This is a genomic window from Cellulophaga sp. 20_2_10, assembly GCF_023476645.1.
Classification (GTDB): Bacteria; Bacteroidota; Bacteroidia; order Flavobacteriales; family Flavobacteriaceae; genus Cellulophaga.
In genome coordinates this window covers 240,176-256,592 of record NZ_JAMCOJ010000005.1, presented here as the reverse complement: position 1 = coordinate 256,592, position 16,417 = coordinate 240,176, and the positions used below count along the sequence as shown (strand labels likewise).

General features: G+C 33.6%; 14 protein-coding genes. 5 read left to right on the top strand and 9 right to left on the bottom strand.

The features are described 5' to 3' along the window. The first annotated feature begins 134 nt into the window (after positions 1–134). Positions 135–1,574 (top strand): SLC13 family permease, encoded by a 1,440-nt coding sequence (locus M4I21_RS11840; protein ID WP_249559378.1) that lies wholly within the window; start codon positions 135–137, stop codon positions 1,572–1,574. 51 nt (positions 1,575–1,625) lie between these two features. Here the strand turns inward: M4I21_RS11840 and M4I21_RS11835 are convergent, their stop codons facing one another. Further along, positions 1,626–1,970, bottom strand: coding sequence for a DUF1508 domain-containing protein (locus tag M4I21_RS11835; protein ID WP_249559377.1), 345 nt, complete (start codon positions 1,968–1,970; stop codon positions 1,626–1,628). A gap of 286 nt (positions 1,971–2,256) precedes the next feature. Here M4I21_RS11835 and M4I21_RS11830 point away from each other — a divergent pair, with 286 nt between their 5' ends. Beyond that, entirely contained in the window at positions 2,257–3,069 is an 813-nt protein-coding gene (locus M4I21_RS11830; RefSeq protein ID WP_249559376.1) for an endonuclease/exonuclease/phosphatase family protein, read from the top strand. 18 nt (positions 3,070–3,087) lie between these two features. On the opposite strand, the gene M4I21_RS11825 is transcribed toward M4I21_RS11830, so the two are convergent. The 3 genes from M4I21_RS11825 to M4I21_RS11815 form a co-directional block, all read right to left on the bottom strand. Next, positions 3,088–3,753 carry a DNA-binding response regulator gene (locus M4I21_RS11825; protein WP_249559374.1) on the bottom strand — a complete coding sequence of 222 codons (666 nt, stop codon included), beginning with the start codon at positions 3,751–3,753 and terminating at the stop codon, positions 3,088–3,090. A 14-nt stretch (positions 3,754–3,767) separates the two neighbouring features. Continuing rightward, positions 3,768–5,474: a tetratricopeptide repeat-containing sensor histidine kinase gene (locus M4I21_RS11820; RefSeq protein ID WP_249559373.1), complete on the bottom strand. Its 1,707-nt coding sequence runs from the start codon at positions 5,472–5,474 to the stop codon at positions 3,768–3,770. Positions 5,475–5,778: 304 nt separating this feature from the next. After that, entirely contained in the window at positions 5,779–5,946 is a 168-nt protein-coding gene (locus tag M4I21_RS11815) for a hypothetical protein (protein WP_249559372.1), read from the bottom strand. Positions 5,947–6,337: 391 nt separating this feature from the next. Between M4I21_RS11815 and M4I21_RS11810 the strand changes: the two genes are divergently transcribed. The 3 genes from M4I21_RS11810 (at position 6,338) to M4I21_RS11800 (ending at position 9,522) form a co-directional block, all read left to right on the top strand. After that, positions 6,338–7,087 (top strand): hypothetical protein, encoded by a 750-nt coding sequence (locus M4I21_RS11810; protein ID WP_249559371.1) that lies wholly within the window; start codon positions 6,338–6,340, stop codon positions 7,085–7,087. A gap of 75 nt (positions 7,088–7,162) precedes the next feature. Beyond that, positions 7,163–8,242 (top strand): metallophosphoesterase, encoded by a 1,080-nt coding sequence (locus tag M4I21_RS11805; RefSeq protein WP_249559370.1) that lies wholly within the window; start codon positions 7,163–7,165, stop codon positions 8,240–8,242. Positions 8,243–8,346: 104 nt separating this feature from the next. Further along, positions 8,347–9,522, top strand: coding sequence for a dicarboxylate/amino acid:cation symporter (locus M4I21_RS11800; RefSeq protein WP_249559369.1), 1,176 nt, complete (start codon positions 8,347–8,349; stop codon positions 9,520–9,522). A gap of 143 nt (positions 9,523–9,665) precedes the next feature. Here the strand turns inward: M4I21_RS11800 and M4I21_RS11795 are convergent, their stop codons facing one another. From M4I21_RS11795 to M4I21_RS11775, 5 genes are read right to left on the bottom strand one after another with little or no spacing between them, the layout of a single operon-like run. Beyond that, the gene (locus tag M4I21_RS11795; RefSeq protein ID WP_249559368.1) at positions 9,666–10,598 is read right to left on the bottom strand and encodes an alpha/beta hydrolase; all 933 of its coding nucleotides are present in this window, start codon (positions 10,596–10,598) and stop codon (positions 9,666–9,668) included. A gap of 6 nt (positions 10,599–10,604) precedes the next feature. Then, positions 10,605–12,869, bottom strand: a complete 2,265-nt coding sequence (gene bglX / locus M4I21_RS11790) for a beta-glucosidase BglX (RefSeq protein ID WP_249559366.1) — start codon at positions 12,867–12,869, stop codon at positions 10,605–10,607. 56 nt (positions 12,870–12,925) lie between these two features. Beyond that, entirely contained in the window at positions 12,926–13,717 is a 792-nt protein-coding gene (locus tag M4I21_RS11785) for a carboxylesterase family protein (protein WP_249559364.1), read from the bottom strand. Beyond that, entirely contained in the window at positions 13,707–15,089 is a 1,383-nt protein-coding gene (locus M4I21_RS11780) for a glucoamylase family protein (protein ID WP_249559362.1), read from the bottom strand. Before M4I21_RS11780 ends, M4I21_RS11785 begins: the two co-directional genes overlap by 11 nt. Further along, on the bottom strand, positions 15,079–16,416 hold the full coding sequence (locus tag M4I21_RS11775; RefSeq protein WP_249559361.1) for a glucoamylase family protein: 1,338 nt from the start codon (positions 16,414–16,416) through the stop codon (positions 15,079–15,081). Before M4I21_RS11775 ends, M4I21_RS11780 begins: the two co-directional genes overlap by 11 nt. Position 16,417: the final 1 nt, after the last annotated feature.

Here is a 16,417-nt window from a genome sequence, read left to right as displayed (position 1 = left end):
GAAGCGTATTTTTATCAATAACAAAACAAATAAACCATACTCTTTTCAGTATGGTTTATTGTGTTTGGATAATAAAACTCTAGATGCAATTATTGCATAAGTATTGGCAGCCTTTAATAACTTATATGTATAAAATGACCCTTACCAAAAAAACCATAGCGCTACTATTAGGACCATTATCTTTTGCTGTTTTAACTTTTTTTGATGCCCCAGAAGGGATGTCAGAGAGTGCTTATTTAATGCTTGGTGTTACGCTTTGGATTGCCATTTGGTGGGTTACAGAAGCGGTGCCAATTGCAGTAACAGCATTATTGCCTTTATTACTTTTTCCTACGTCAGATATTCTAAAAATAGCAGATACGACTGCGGCTTACGGAGATAAATATGTGTTTTTGTATTTGGGTGGGTTTTTTTTAGCGATAGCAATAGAAAAATGGAACTTACACAAGCGTATAGCGTTATATATTATTCGTGTTATTGGCGTTAATGTATATAAAGTAATTCTTGGTTTTATGGTTGCCACAGCGTTTTTATCTATGTGGATATCTAATACGGCAACTTCAGTTATGATGCTCCCAATGGGTATGTCTATTGTGTCTCAACTAAAAGACAACCCTACAACATCAGAGAATGAAAACTCTATTTTTGGAAAAGCATTAATGCTAGGTATTGCATATTCTGCTTCTATAGGTGGTATTGCAACTTTAATAGGGACGCCTCCCAATTTAGTAATGGCAGGTTTTGTAGAAAAAACATATGGAATAGAAATTACATTTGGACAATGGTTTAAGTTTGGATTGCCAATATCGATACTGTTATTAACCATTGCATGGTTTTACTTAACTAGAGTTGCTTTTAAATTTAAGCAAAAGCAATTTTCTGGCGGTAAAGAAGAGGTAAATAGACTTATAAAAGAGTTAGGTCCAATGCAATTTGAAGAAAAAATAGTATTGGTTGTTTTTATAGCAACTGCTTTGTGTTGGATCATGCGTTCTTTTATATTACAACCTTTAATTCCGGGTATAGATGATACAATTATTGCAATGGGAGCAGCTGTTATTTTATTTATTTTACCTGCAAAAAACAAGAAAAATAGAATTCTTGTTTGGGAAGATGCAGTAAAAATACCTTGGGGAATAATTTTACTTTTTGGCGGAGGAATGGCTTTGGCTGCTGGTTTTCAGGAAACAGGTTTGGCTATATGGTTAGGCAGTCAGGTAGATTTATTAATTGGAGTATCACTTTTTTTACTAGTTCTAATTGTAATAGTTGCTGTGAATTTTTTAACCGAAGTAACATCAAACTTAGCAACAACAGCTATGTTATTACCAATATTAGCTCCAATTTCCTTAACATTAAATGTAAATCCTTTTATCTTAATTGTAGCAACAACTACAGCGGCATCATGTGCTTTTATGCTCCCTGTGGCAACACCTCCAAATGCAGTAGTATTTGGTTCTGGTTATTTAAAAATAATAGACATGATAAAGTCTGGATTTTGGATGAATATAATATCAATACTCGTTTTAAGCATAATGGTCTATTATGTACTTCCTCTGTTGTGGGATTTGTAAATAATTTAATATCTTATAGGCAGTGGTGTAGAATAATTGCGAGTACTAGTTTTATTCAGCCTCATTAAAAATTTTAATTGTAGCAACAGTAGCATATAACATTACGGAAGCAATTGCTAATTCTTTTTCTTCCAAAGTGTTGTGCTTATTACTTTGTCCAAGTATAATATCTTCTTTCTGCAAAAGGTTAAAATAGTACCTGTTGGTTTTTGTTATTTTACTTTGGTAACAATCATAATCGTATGCGTTTTGTTTAATAAAGATTATTTGCTGCTTACATTGGTTAAGAGTTTTGCAAGTTTCGCCATATAATAATATTTCATCCTCACTTGTTTTAAGGTTAAAGTAAAACCTATTGGTAATAGTCTTTTTTACTTCGTAGTAAGGCTTAGTCATAGTAGTTGTGCGTAGAGAATATAAATTTATACCAATAACTGACATTAGATTATGGAATTACGTAAAGTAAAGGCCTTACTTACTAAATTGGATAACTTCCCCCATTACCTTTTTAGCAAGCAGACCTAATACCATTTGTGTTATATATGTTAGTAATAACAAGACAAATTTAGAACCATAAAATAATTAAGCCTTACGGATATCCGTAAGGATAATGGTAAATACGTATTTACGTAAAGGGTGAGCAGACTTTTTTTCTACTTTAGCTATTTAAAATAAATTATAGATGTTAAAAAAATTATCATTTTTATTTTTTGTTGTAATTCATTTAGCTGTCTTCTCGCAAACAGAAGAAATTAAATTAGTTTCTTGGAATATTAGAGATTTTGGAAAGACAAAGAATAGTGAAGAACTAGATAAAATAGCAGAAATTGTTAGAGATACAGACATTCTAGCAATACAAGAAGTTGTTGCAGGCTATGGTGGTGCACAAGCGGTTGCAAAACTTGCAGACGCTTTAAATAGAAAAGGCAGTAAGTGGGATTATGTAATTAGCAACCCCACCAACAGCTCTAAATATGTAACAGAGCGTTATGCCTTTATTTGGAAAACAAAACATATTAAAATTAAAAATAGAGGACGATTGGTAAAGGAGCTAGATTTAGAAGTAGATAGAGAACCTTTTTTGTTAGACTTTTACTTAGGTAAAGAAAAGTTTACAATACTTAATTTTCATTCTAGGCCTTACAACAAAGACCCAGAAACGGAGATAAAGGCCCTATCTAAGTTCGTGTTAGACTCGTTTTCTGCGCCAGTCCTAATTGTTGGAGATTTTAATGTAAATGAAAAAGGAGTAGTTTTTAATACGTTAAAAAAGGGAGGATACACTGCAGCTCTTTCCAATAAAAAAACAACATTAAAGAAAACCTGCCCTAATGGTAAGTACGTAAACCACGCAATAGATAATATTTTCTATTCTAAAGTGGTAAACAAGATAGATAGTAAGGTTATAGATTTTATTAAAACCTGTAATAATTTGGAAGCAGGAAGAAACTTATCAGATCACCTTCCTGTTTTTTTAAAGTTTTCTATTAATTAGTAAATAGGAGTCTATAAATTAAATAATTCCGTCTCTAGTAAGTTTAGCAATTAGATGTGTTGTATTTTTTGCTTCAAAATCATCAAATAACTTACCAATTCTTTTGTCTATAGTACTTTCACTATTTGGCGTAATGTTATTTTGCTTAAATTTTAGTACAATTTCTTTTTTACTTAAACCTTCTGCTAATTCTTTTAAAATAAGAAAATCATAATCATCTAACTCAATAATTGTATTGTTAGCGTTCCTATTTATTTGTGGAGAAATATAGTCATGACCATCATACACATCTTGTATAGCGGTCATAAGCTCGTTTAGGTTTTCTCTACCTTTACAAACAAAACCATTTATTTTTTGCTCTTTAAAAAGTGCTTTAATTCTTGTAGGGTTATCTTCCATAGAATTTACAATAACCTTAATATTGGGTTGTACTTTTTTAATGGCGTTTATAAGTTCTATACCAGAGGTAAGTTTACGGTCTGCATAACCTTCTTTAAATTGTAAATCTGTTACTAAAAGCTGAAAAGGTACGTTGTTGTTAAGGGCAACTACAGCGCGGTTGTAGGCTTTGTCGCAATACAATTCCTCTTTAATTTCGGCAATAGATAGTTTTTTTGTGATGGCGGTTACTATACCATTATTGGTGTCCTGAAAATCTTCTGCTATTAGCACTTTTGTAAACATAAAACGGCTATTTTTTAATTAGAAATTTTAATTAAGGTTTTAAAACCCTTGTCTTTCTTGGTTTCAAATATAATTGTTCCGTTTATAGCTTTAATACGTTTTTCCGTATTCAGTAGTCCGTTTTTTGTATTTAGTGCTTTTTTAGATGCTCCAATGCCGTTATCAGAACATATAACTTCTAAATTTTTAGGGGTTTGTTTAAAGCTGATGTTAATAGCTGTTGCCTTACTGTGTTTACTTGTGTTTATTAAAAGTTCTCTAAGCACTTTATAAAGCACCGTCTTGTTTATTTTATTTACAATAGTCCAGTCTATATTTTTACCACCAGTAATTACTAGTTTTATGTCAGGATTATTGTTTTGTTGTAACATGCCATATAAATGGTCTTTATAATTATCACCAGTATCTACATCGTTTATTTCTCTAGAAAAATCTCTACTTTGCTTGTACAAATCCTCTAAAGTATCTAAAACCTTTGTTGTTTCCGTATTGTTTTGTACTAAAACCATTGCGTGATTTATTTTTGCGCCAAAATCGTCATGTAGTTTTCTAGAGAGTTGTGCTTCGGTTTCTAAAGTAGCTTGTAATTTATCTAATTTATTTTGTTGCTTTAGCCTTTTGTTACGTTGTATGTAAAAGTAAAATACAAAGCACAAACCAAGTAAAAGAACCATAATGCCAATACTATAACGCTGTTTTTGTACCCGTTGTTGGGTCAGTTCTAGCTCATTTTGGGCCTTCTCTTTTTCAAGCCGCAAAATAGATTCTCCTTTTAAGGTATCATCATACTTATACTTTGCAAATTGGGTTTTTACCTTTAAGTCATTTGCATAAAGACTATCCTGTAAAAACAAATATCGATCTCTAAAATCTATATTTTTAGGATGCACTCTAATTAAAAATCCTAGTGCGTCTTTTTCAGCTTTAGGGTTTTTTATCACTCTAGATAATGCAATAACCGAATCTAAATAAGCAGATGCTTTTTTAGGATCTGTACTGGTATAAAACTCTCCTAAACGTGTGTAACTGGCAATTTTACCTTTTAGATCTTTATGTTTGGTTCTTTGTTGTAAAGCGTTTAGCAAGTCTGCCTCTATATTATCTTTACTACCGCTTAGCCATTTGGCATAGGTTAAATTGTCTAGTACTCTAGCAGCTTGTTTTTCTTCTATTTTTGTTAATGGGTCTTTGTGAACTTTAGTTAATAATGCAATTGCTTTAGGATACTCTTTGTTGTCTATATAAGAAGCGGCTAAATTATTTTTGTATTTAAGAATAGTTTCAGGGTTGGTAGCTAAACTAAAAGCTTTTTTATAGTACAGTTCTGCATCGTCAAAATTTAATAATTTCCTGTGGTTGCCAGCTAATGTACTATAAGCAAGGGCAACAGTTGTACTATCTTTATTTGGTTTTAAATAATGCAGTGCTTCAGTAATGGTTTCTTTACTACCGAAAAAATCACTTTTGTTTTTTTGGATCATCCCCATACTAATGAGGTTTTTACCTATTAAACTACTATCATTAAATGCTTTGTACTGGTTTTTAGATAAATTGTAATTTACAAAGGCGCTGTCTATATTATTAGCTATTGCATTAAAGTAATAGGCCTTTAAGTAATAGGTGTTTCCTAAATTTGTTTTGCCTTTTTTATATTTAGAATGATTGATGTGTAGGTTACTATAAAACATCAAACTATCATACTCCTGCAGAGCAAAATGCATATATATTTTTTGAGTCAAAACAATATTATACAAATCATAATCTGTAGATCTTATCAGATTATAGGCTTTATTAATTATCTTTAGTTTCTCTGAAGTTTTAAGTTTTGTATCGGTAAACTTATTAAGATAAAAAGAGACGCTGTCTAATTTGGATGCCGTACTGGACGTAGTATTATTCTGTTTTGTAGTACAGGAAAGGAATACGAGTGCTACTATAAATACAAAGAATTTACCCAAAATATATTTTTCGCATAAATGTATTCAAAAAAAAGAGCCACACCAAAAGGTGTGGATCAAAACATTGTTAGTTTCCAGTATCAGGTATTGGAGGAGGTTCTGGTAAAGGAATATCTTCTCCCTCATCACCCTCAGTTGCTTGTGTTTCGTATAGGGCATCGCTTGCATCTACAGTACAAGAAAATAAAGACATATTAAGAACTAGTGCCATTAAGGCTATACATACTTTTTTCATAATTTATTTTTTTTAATTTTTAGGCGTAGGCGTTGCTGTCCGATTCGTTGTTCGAAAGTTTTTTTTAGGTTGCAACAACCATTTAAAATGTTAGGATTACTCCTTTGTTTTTGAGAAGTAGAAATTGTAATGCAGCAGTTTTTAACTACTTCTCTACCGGCTAATTACCAACCGCATTACAGATTTCCGTAAGAAAGATTTTTCTAGAATAGCTATGTTAGCAACACACAGCTGTAAAACCAATCTTGGGACAAAGTAAATTGAATAAGAAAGTTTTGTTATAGACACATTAGGGACTTATGTAAGACAATTAGCAGACACCAATGTTTACAGCGTTTGTAGAGGGTTGTGTCTGTACTTTGTCTAATTGATAATTTGTATTTTTGAAGTAATGGAGCGTAATTATTTAAAAGAGATTGTTAGTGAATCATTTAAAAAAGCAGAAAGTGAAATCCCTTCGCATTCTAGGTATGCACTGGCTATGCATATTGCAGATAAAACAACATTAAGCTCCAAGACTTTAGAGAGAGCTTATGATAAATATGTAAGCAATAAGCAATCTAAGTATAAGAATATTGGAGATTCTAGTGTCAGCCTTTTGTGCAAATACTTAGGATATAATAATTATGAGGAGTATATAACAGATAACTTGGTAAGTAAAAAGCCTAAAGAAAGTACAACAGATCCTTTAAAATCTACAAGAGATGATAAGGTGAATAAGAGGAGTGCTCTACTAATTATTGTGTTGTTAATTTGTGCTTTAGGAGGAGCTGTTTATTTTTTTAGTCAACCACCAAGTAGCCAAATAGAAAAATGTATGATTTGGGTAAAAACGGAGTACCAGCTAATAGACTGTACTACTAATTTACCACCAGAATATAGGACTCATGTTTTACCGTATGATAAGAATAAATTTAAAAATTTTAAAAAAGTTGAGGTTACTATGGTTACTAATTTTTTTGATGAAGTAACTAATAAACCATTAGTTTGGTATGTTAAAAGCAATGATAAAATAGAGTATTTTTCTAGCCCAGGATTACACCCAGTTACAGGTAAAACATTAAGAGTTATTACGCCCTATATAATAGATAAATATGTGCCGATGTATTCTAATAATAAAAACTCTTTTAATAGCCAGTAAATTATTTTTTCATTTATTTTTGATGCCAAAATAAAGCAATCAATCTTTTTTAAGGTTGATCATAATTTCGTTGGAATGAAAAAGGTTTATCAATATCTAATAGTAGCATTTTTAGTAACAGTAGTACAGCAACCTGTTCAGGCTCAAAAAAAGTATGAAGCTCCAAAGCTATCTAACCCTAACTCTTGGTCACTAATTTTAGTGCCAGATACCCAAAACTATGTAAAGTACCAACGCAACCAAGGAACGTTAGATTTAATGACCGCTTGGATTAGCGAAAACATAGATTCTTTAAATATAAAAATGGTGTTGTGTACCGGAGATTTGGTAGAACAAAATGACATGATTGTTCCAGACGGTAAAAACGGAAACCAGACAAGTAGAGAACAATGGTTGGCTGTATCTAGAATGTTTGGTAGACTAGATGGACAAGTACCATATATATTAGCAACAGGCAATCACGATTATGGATACAAAAAAGTAGAGCATAGGGGTTCTAATTACAATACCTATTTCCCTGCACATAAAAACCAAGCAAACTATAAATTGCTTAGCGCAGCAGGTAAAAACGCAGAAGGACATCCTAGTTTAGAAAATTCAGCACTCGATTTTACAGCTCCAGACGGGCGTAAATTTTTATTTATGACCTTAGAGTTTGCTCCACGAGATACTATTGTGCAATGGGCAAAAGATGTTGTTGATGAAGAGAAATTCAAAGACCATACGATAGCATTGCTTACACACTCGTATTTAAACTCTAAAAACCAGCGTATAAAAAAGGAAAACTACCCAATAAAGGATGGTAATTATGGAGAGGCTGTTTGGCAAAAATTAGTTGAGCCGGCTAAAAATATACAGCTTGTCTTTTCTGGTCATATAGGTGGTGCAGATGATTTTAAAGCACACGTAGGCTTTAAAGAAGATAAAAACAAGGCAGGTAAGAAAGTGAGTCAAATGGCATTTAACGCCCAAGCTATGGGCGGTGGCTGGCAGGGTAATGGTGGTGATGGCTGGTTAAGAATACTAGAGTTTTTACCAGATGGTAAAACAGTACAAGTACATACGTTTTCTCCTTTATTTGCCGCATCACCAGCAACCAAGCATTTAGCGTGGAGTACAGAAACATTTAACGACTTTTCTTTTTCTTTAGATTAGTAGTTTTTATCAATTTAGAGAAATAGAAATTTACTAGCGTATAAAATTCTGTTGTAATTTACTTAGGCTATATTTGTGTTTCTTACAAACAACAAAACTAAATTATGCTTAAAAAAATTACATCAAACCTACTGTTTAAAGTATTTATCGCAATCATTTTAGGTATACTTATTGGTTTGTATTTACCAGAATCTATAAACCGTTTTTTTAATACTTTTAAAGCATTTTTTAGCGAGTTTCTAGGGTTTGCCATTCCGTTAATTATTTTGGGCTTAATTATGCCTGCAATTGCGGATTTGGGCAAAGGAGCTGGTAAGCTATTACTTATTACAGCTGGTATAGCATATGGCTCTACGTTATTCTCAGGGTTTTCAACCTATTTTGTAGCATCAAGCTTTTTTCCTTCGTTTATAGAACCACAAACGGTAGAAAACGTTGGTGAAGGTGTAGAAAAATTAAGTCCATTTTTCTCCATAACAATTCCGCCAGTATTAGATGTTATGTCGGCATTAGTTTTAGCTTTTGTAATTGGTTTAGGATTGGCATCACAAGGAGACAGTAGTTTAAAAAAGGTAGCCAATGATTTTCAAAAAATAATAATGATGGTGATAGAAAAGGTAATTATTCCTTTACTTCCTTTATACATTCTTGGTATTTTTTCTGCAATTGCATATAATGGTCAGGTAGAGTCTGTACTAAGTGTTTTCCTAAAAATTATTGGAATCATTTTTATAATGCATTTTTTACTAATGCTAGTACAGTTTGTTATTGCAGGTGCAATAACAAAAAAGAATCCAATAAAAGCATTACTAAATATGGCACCTGCCTATTTAACGGCTTTGGGTACGCAGTCTTCTGCGGCAACTATACCGGTTACATTACAACAAGTACAAAAAAACGGAGTATCTCCTAAGGTTGCTAATTTTGTAGTACCGCTTTGTGCAACCATACATTTGGCAGGTAGCACAATGAAAATTGTTGCTTGTGCAGTAGCCTTAATGCTTATGCAAGGTTTAGATTTTAATTTTGGAATGTTTGCAGGTTTTGTAATGATGCTTGGTATAGCTATGGTTGCTGCTCCAGGAGTTCCTGGTGGTGCAATTATGGCTGCTGTTGGTATATTACAAACAATGTTGGGTTTTAATGCAGAAGCACAGGCATTAATGATTGCTCTTTATATAGCAATGGATAGCTTTGGTACAGCCGCAAATATTACTGGTGATGGTGCTATTGCACTTATTGTAAACAAAATAGTAACTAAAGAAGAGGCAGTTGCGTAAAACGTTAATACAACTTTGATATTAAATTAACATGTAAGACTATAAAAACAGTAACATTTGTACTAGATTAATTGTTCTTTATTAATCTAATTTAAGTCAGTTTAAAGCCGGTGTGTAAGCATCGGCTTTTGTTTTATGGTGTATTAATTTTTGTGCTTTACCTTAATAGTACTTTGTATATTATTTTTATCTAGAACATTTTGCTTTATAAATTTGGCAATAAGATCTGTATAGGCATAAGGTATGCCAGCCCAGTTGTGCGTACCTTCTTTGTCTACAACAAGTGTATGTGCAATATCTAAGGCTTCTAATTTTTGTGCAATAGTATAAGAGCCATCTAGCATAATAAAACCAGGTTTATCTTCTTCGCATAAATGATGAGGTGCTGTAGCATATGGCACTAAATTATCTTTAACACCGTGAAAAAGCATTGTTGGTATAGCCGTTTTTTTGGTAATGTAGTTTGCATTAACAATGGCACCAGCAAAAGAAATAACTCCGGCATACTTTACAGAGGTGTAGGGCAGTTTTTTAAATGCATATTCATTCTTCATAAATACGGTGTTTAAAACAGCTTCTGCGCCAGCGCTGCTGCCAACAAGAATAATGTTAGATGGGTTAAACCCAAGTTTGTCACTCTTCTCAACTAAATACTGCGTAGCCTTTAAAATATCTCTAGAAACAGATACAAAAGTTTCTATTTTTTGGTCAGCCGGACAATTACATCCAAAACCAAGCGGATTGCCCTTACGTACCAACCTATAGCTCATAGAGGCTACAGCGTAGCCTCTTTTTGCCATATCTTCACAAAATTTTATCTCTGCTGGATTATCGCGTTTTCCCCCACTGAAACCGCCTCCGTGAACTAAAATTAGTAAAGGTTTTTTTGTGACTGTATCTTTTTTGTAGCTATAAAAATCTAACTTTAAAGTATCTGCATAACTATACGTTTTCATTTTTACTTCAGAAAATACTTTTTGCTCGTATCTAGTTTGGGCGTGGCCTATACCAGTTGTTAACAGTACAAGAAATAGTAGTGCAAAACGTTTATTAATAGTTAGTTTTAAGCTGCTCATTACAATTTATTTTAGCGTTAGGCTTGCCTTTAACTGTGTGTTAGAGTTTGTACCTATAAAAAGTTCAAAATCTCCTGGTTCTGCAACAAAATCTAAATTGCTGTTGTAAAACTTTAAGTCATCGGCAGTAAGTACCAAATCTACTTTTTTTGTTTCACCTTTTTTAATAAATACTTTTTTAAATCCTTTTAATTGTCTCATTGGCGGTGTAATGCTACGTACTACGTCTCTTAAATAGAGTTGTACAACTTCCTCACCATCAAAATTGCCCGTGTTTTTTACAGTTACAGAAACCGTTACATCCTCTCCTTTTATAATTTCTTTTTTGGATAGATTAATGTTAGAATACTCGAACGAAGAATAGCTAAGTCCATAACCAAATGGCAGTAAAGGAGTATTTTTAACATCTAAGTAGTTGCTTTTAAACTTTTCAAATGCTTCAGTTGGTGCTGGTCTACCTGTATTTTTTATACTATGATAAATAGGAATTTGTCCAACGTTTCTTGGCCACGTAGCAGTTAGTTTTCCAGACGGATTATAATCACCAAAAACAACATCGGCTATGGCATTACCAGCTTCTATGCCTGGATGCCAAACCTGAAGAATACCAACAGGAAGATTAAATTCTTCTTCAATAGTAAGTGGTCTACCGCTCATTAATACCAAAACAACTGGCTTGCCTGTTTTAACTAGTGCTTGTATTAGTTTTTTCTGACTAGTAGGAATGGAAATATCTGTTCTACTAGCTGCCTCACCACTCATTTCTGATGCCTCACCAACTACAGCAACAACAACATCAGATGTGTTTGCTAGGTCTAAAGCTTCTTGTAAAAGGACTTCAGATGAGCGTTTATCAATATCTACACGTGTACCAAAAACATTTACTTTTTTAGCTAATTCAGCATCATCTGTAATATTTGCTCCTTTAGCGTATGTTATTTTTGCCTTTGGTGCAACATTTTTAAAACCTTCTAATACAGGAATAGATAATTGCGGGTCTCCTGTAGGTGCCCATGTACCGAGCATATTATTTTTATTGTTCGCTAGTGGTCCTACCAGTGCAATTTTTGCTGTTTTTTTAAGTGGTAATACGTTGTTATGGTTTTTAAATAATACAAAAGAACGTTTAGCTGCATCTCTTGCTAAGGTTTTATTTTCTTTGGTTAAAATATCTTTTTTAGGTCTTTTTGCATCAATATATTTGTACGGATCATCAAAAAGCCCAAGTTTATATTTCGCTTCTAAAATTCGTCTACAGGCATTGGTAATTTCTTCTTCAGTAACACGACCTTCATCTAAAGATTTTTTAAGTGTGGTTAAGAAACCTTCGCCAACCATATCCATATCTAAACCAGCTTTTAAAGATAAAGCAGATACATCTTGTAAGTCTCCAAGTCCGTGCGCAATCATTTCATTTACAGACGTGTAATCTGATACTACAAAACCTTTAAAACCCCATTTTTTACGCAGTACATCTGTAAGTAACCATTTGTTACCACTAGCAGGAATACCATCTACATCGTTAAAAGAGGTCATAATACTAGCCGCGCCAGCATCTATACCTGCTTTGTACGGTGGTAAATACTGATTAAACATTTTTGTTCTGCTCATATCAACAGAATTATAATCTCTACCAGCTTCTGCAGCGCCATAAAGTGCAAAATGCTTAATTGTAGCGATCATAGTATTTTTAGCTGTTAAATCTGTCCCTTGGTAACCGTGTACCATTGCTTTTGCAATAGCAGAGCCCAAAAAAGGATCTTCACCCGCACCTTCTGCAATTCTTCCCCAACGTGGATCACGAGCTACATCTACCATAGGAGAAAAGTTCCAGTTTATACCATCTGCAGTTGCTTCTTTTGCGGCAGTTTCAGCCATTTTTTTTATCAAATCCATATCCCAACTAGATGCTGTGCCAAGCGGAATAGGAAATGTTGTTTTATAACCGTGAATAATATCTGACCCAAAGAATAGTGGAATTTTTAAACGTGTTTCATTTACAGCAAAATCTTGTGCTATTTTTAGTTTTTCTGGTCCAGAAATCCCAAACAAACCACCAACCTCAGCGGCTTTAATTTTTTCTTCTACATTGCTACTTACAACAGAACCAGTGGCAATACCACCACCTGGGGTTACTAAGTTTAATTGTCCAATTTTTTCTTCAATTGTCATTTTAGCAAGCAAGTCCTCTATAAACGGAACTTTAGTTTGTCCTATTGCTAAAAAACCGCTACAAAAGGCGAGTACTAGGAGTAGATTTGTTTTTTTCATATGCTGTATTTTATATCCCGTGTTATGGAGGGTTTGTATTTTTTTATGATTGATGTTTATTTTTTCAAAGAATGAGAAAACAACCAAGGCAATAATAAAGATTCTGCAAAGGCAGAATCCCAACTGTTGTGGTTTGCATTTTCATATAAGGTAAATCTAGGTTTGCCATTAGCTTTTAGTATCGCAGAAACCATAGTTAAAGACTCTTGTGGGCTAACAACATTGTCTTCTGCTCCGTGAAAAGTCCAAATTGGAGTTTTTGTAGCATAATTACTAGCCGTTTTAGGATCTCCACCACCACAAATTGGTATGGCCGCGGCAAACGTATTGGGTTTTCTAGATAAAATCTCATACGTTCCCATACCGCCCATAGAAAGTCCCATTACATAAACTTGGTCTTTGTTGCTATACTTTTGCGCAGTAATACTGTCCAACAATTCCATAGTTAATGCTAACGACGTTGTAGGCCCTTTTTTGTATTTAAACTTTAAACCTATAGGACTCTTTTTTCGGTTTACTTTCACCTTAGACCAATAATCATTTTCTGCACATTGCGGAAAAATTATAATAGCAGGATAGTCTTGTCTAATTTTGCTAGAGGTAAACAATATACTGCCGTGTGTTAACTGTTTTTTATTATCATTACCGCGTTCACCAGCACCGTGCAAAAACAATAGTATGGGGTATTTTTTGTTTTCATCAAAATTTTCTGGATACAAAACTCTATACAACAAAGTATCTGCGTCTTTTATAAAATGTTTTGATTGGTAGGCTTCTGTACCTTGTGCCTTTGCATAAAAAGCAATAAGAATAAAAAGAAGAAATGTGCTTACTTTTTTAATTCGCATAACTAAACTCTAATTTGTCTAAACCATTTTTTACATCAGTATTTTGCATAAACAAATCCCAAAGTAATCCTGTTCTGTAATTCTCTATCATAAGAATAATAGGTCCTTGGTCTATGGCTAAATACTGCTCTGCTACCCAAAAATTATATTCTGGACTAAACGCATCATAAAAACCAGCAGGCCCTAATAATTTGTCTTTGTTTTTATAAAAATAATGCAATGCCTGCATAGATTCTGTTGGTGTATACGGCAAAGAACTTATTGCAGCTGTTGGCGATATTACACCTGTATCGTTAGACGGACTATGAGCATTGTAACCAATGGTACCATCTGTATTTCTTGTGTAACTAGCTGTTAATCCCCAACAATCTTTACCATAATTTGCAAACTGCTTTGGGTTTTCTACACTATAGCTGTAATTTATTTTAGCGTGATTTGTATTTACGTTCCAATAGTTTATATATGCATCTGATAAACCTTTTGGGTTTAAACCCAAGTAGGAGTAATGTGCCCAAAATAAGGGACCGCCATACTCTTGGTTGCCAGCGTGCTTTGCCAGTAAAGGAAAACCATATTTTGTGTTAGGTGATGCAATACCACCATTAGAAGCCCAACCGTTTGTATATACCTCTTTAGAAATTGAATAATTTGGTGAAGCAGCAGCTAAAACATAAGTAATTAGTACTTCATTGTATCCTTTTAATTCTAAGTTTATGTCAAAATTATTGCTAGGACTCCAGTGCCAGTACAGCGTATCTTCATTCTTTGTGTACCAATCCCATTCAACTCCTTTCCATAGTTGATCTGCCTTAACAGCCAATGCTTTTTCTGCATCTGTGCCGTTTTTTAAATACTCTTTTAAGCAGATTAAACCTTGAGTTAAAAAGGCAGTTTCTACTAAATCTCCTCCATTATCTAAATCACTAAAAGGTAAAACCTTAGCAGTTTCACCATTAATCCAATGTGGCCAAGCACCGTGAAAACGATCTGCTTTTTCTAAAAAAGATAAAATTTTATCAAATCTATCTAATCCTTGTTCCCTTGTTATAAATCCTCTTTCTACACCTACAATAAGTGCCATAATACCAAAACCCGTACCACCTGTGGTAACTGTATTTTTACTGTTATTAGGGTCGTTAGGATGATAACGCTCTCTTGCTGCACCAGAATTTACCTCAGCAAAATCCCAAAAATAGTTAAAGGTTTCAGCCTGAGTAATATCTAGCAATTCCTCGTCTGTTATCGTAGGCGTAGAAATAGGATCGTCATCAGTAGGAAACTCAATTGGAGTATACTCGTAATCATCTCCGCTTTTGCAAGAGATAATTAAAAGTATAAGTAGTGTTGTAAAAAGACTATTTTTAATTGTCATTTTTGTGTGTTGTAGAGAAACCTAATTTTTCTAATCCTTTATGTAAGTCTTTATTTTTCATAAATAAATTCCATAATAAACCTGTTCTGTAGTTTTCTATCATTACAGGAATTGGACCTTGATCTATAGCTAAATAACGCGGTAAAGACCAGTTTTTTTCTAAACTAAAAGCATCGTAAGGACCATATTTGCCAATAAGAGAATCTTGCTCTGTGTACATATAGCGCAAGAATTGTAAGCTTTCTTTAGGTGTGTATGGCATAGAAGATAACGCAGCTGTAGGTGATATTACACTTAAGTCGTTATCTGGTCTATGACCATCGTAACCGTTTATAGAATAACTAGATGTTAATCCCCACATTTTTTTGCCGTATCCTTTGTATTTCTTAGGATTGTCTACAGCATAGTTGTATTGTATTTTAGCGTGATTTACATTTAGTTTCCAATAGTCTGCATAGGCATCTGTTAATCCTTTTGGGTTTAAGCCTAAGTATGAGTAATGTGCCCAAAATAAAGGGCCAACAGGTGATGCATCATGCTCGTAATGATTAAGTACCGTTTCTAGACCGTAAAAAGTTGTGTCTTTTGCAATTTCTCCTTTTAAAGCCCAACCTTCATCATATACCTTTTTTGTTATTGGGTGTGTTGGTGATGCAGCAGCTAGCACATACATTACTAAAGCTTCATTATAACCACCAACGGGGAAATTCATTTTCCATTCTACATTAGGAGACCAATGCCAGTACAAGGTATTTTCGCCTTTTGTATACCAATCCCATTCTACTTCTTCCCAAAGTTTCTGAATTTGTGCAGCTAGTTTTTGCTCTCTTTCATTACCATTTGCGTAGTATTCTTTTACAGTTAGTAAACCCTGAATTAAAAAGGCAGTTTCTACCAAATCTCCACCATCATCATACGTGCTAAAAGGAGCAACTTTTCCAGAAGGCAATAACCAATGTGGCCAAGCACCGTGAAAACGGTCTGCTTTCTCTAAAAAAGAAACTGATTTTTCAAATCGAATAAGCGCTTCTTCTTTGGTAATATAACCACGTTCTGCACCAACTAATATTGTCATTAGTCCAAAACCAGAACCGCCAATTGTTATAATATCTTTATCGTGTGACGGGTAAATGCTATCTAAATGTATGCGTTCTCTAGCCAAACCTGAAGTTGGCTCTGCGCCTTCCCAGAAATAACTAAAAGTTTGTTTTTGTACAGTGTCCATTAGGGCTTCATCTGTCCAAACTTGTTTTTGTATTTTTTTTGGATGGTCTTTGCATCCCGTTAATAGGGATGCAGCAACCGCAACTACTAAAAATAATCTCATA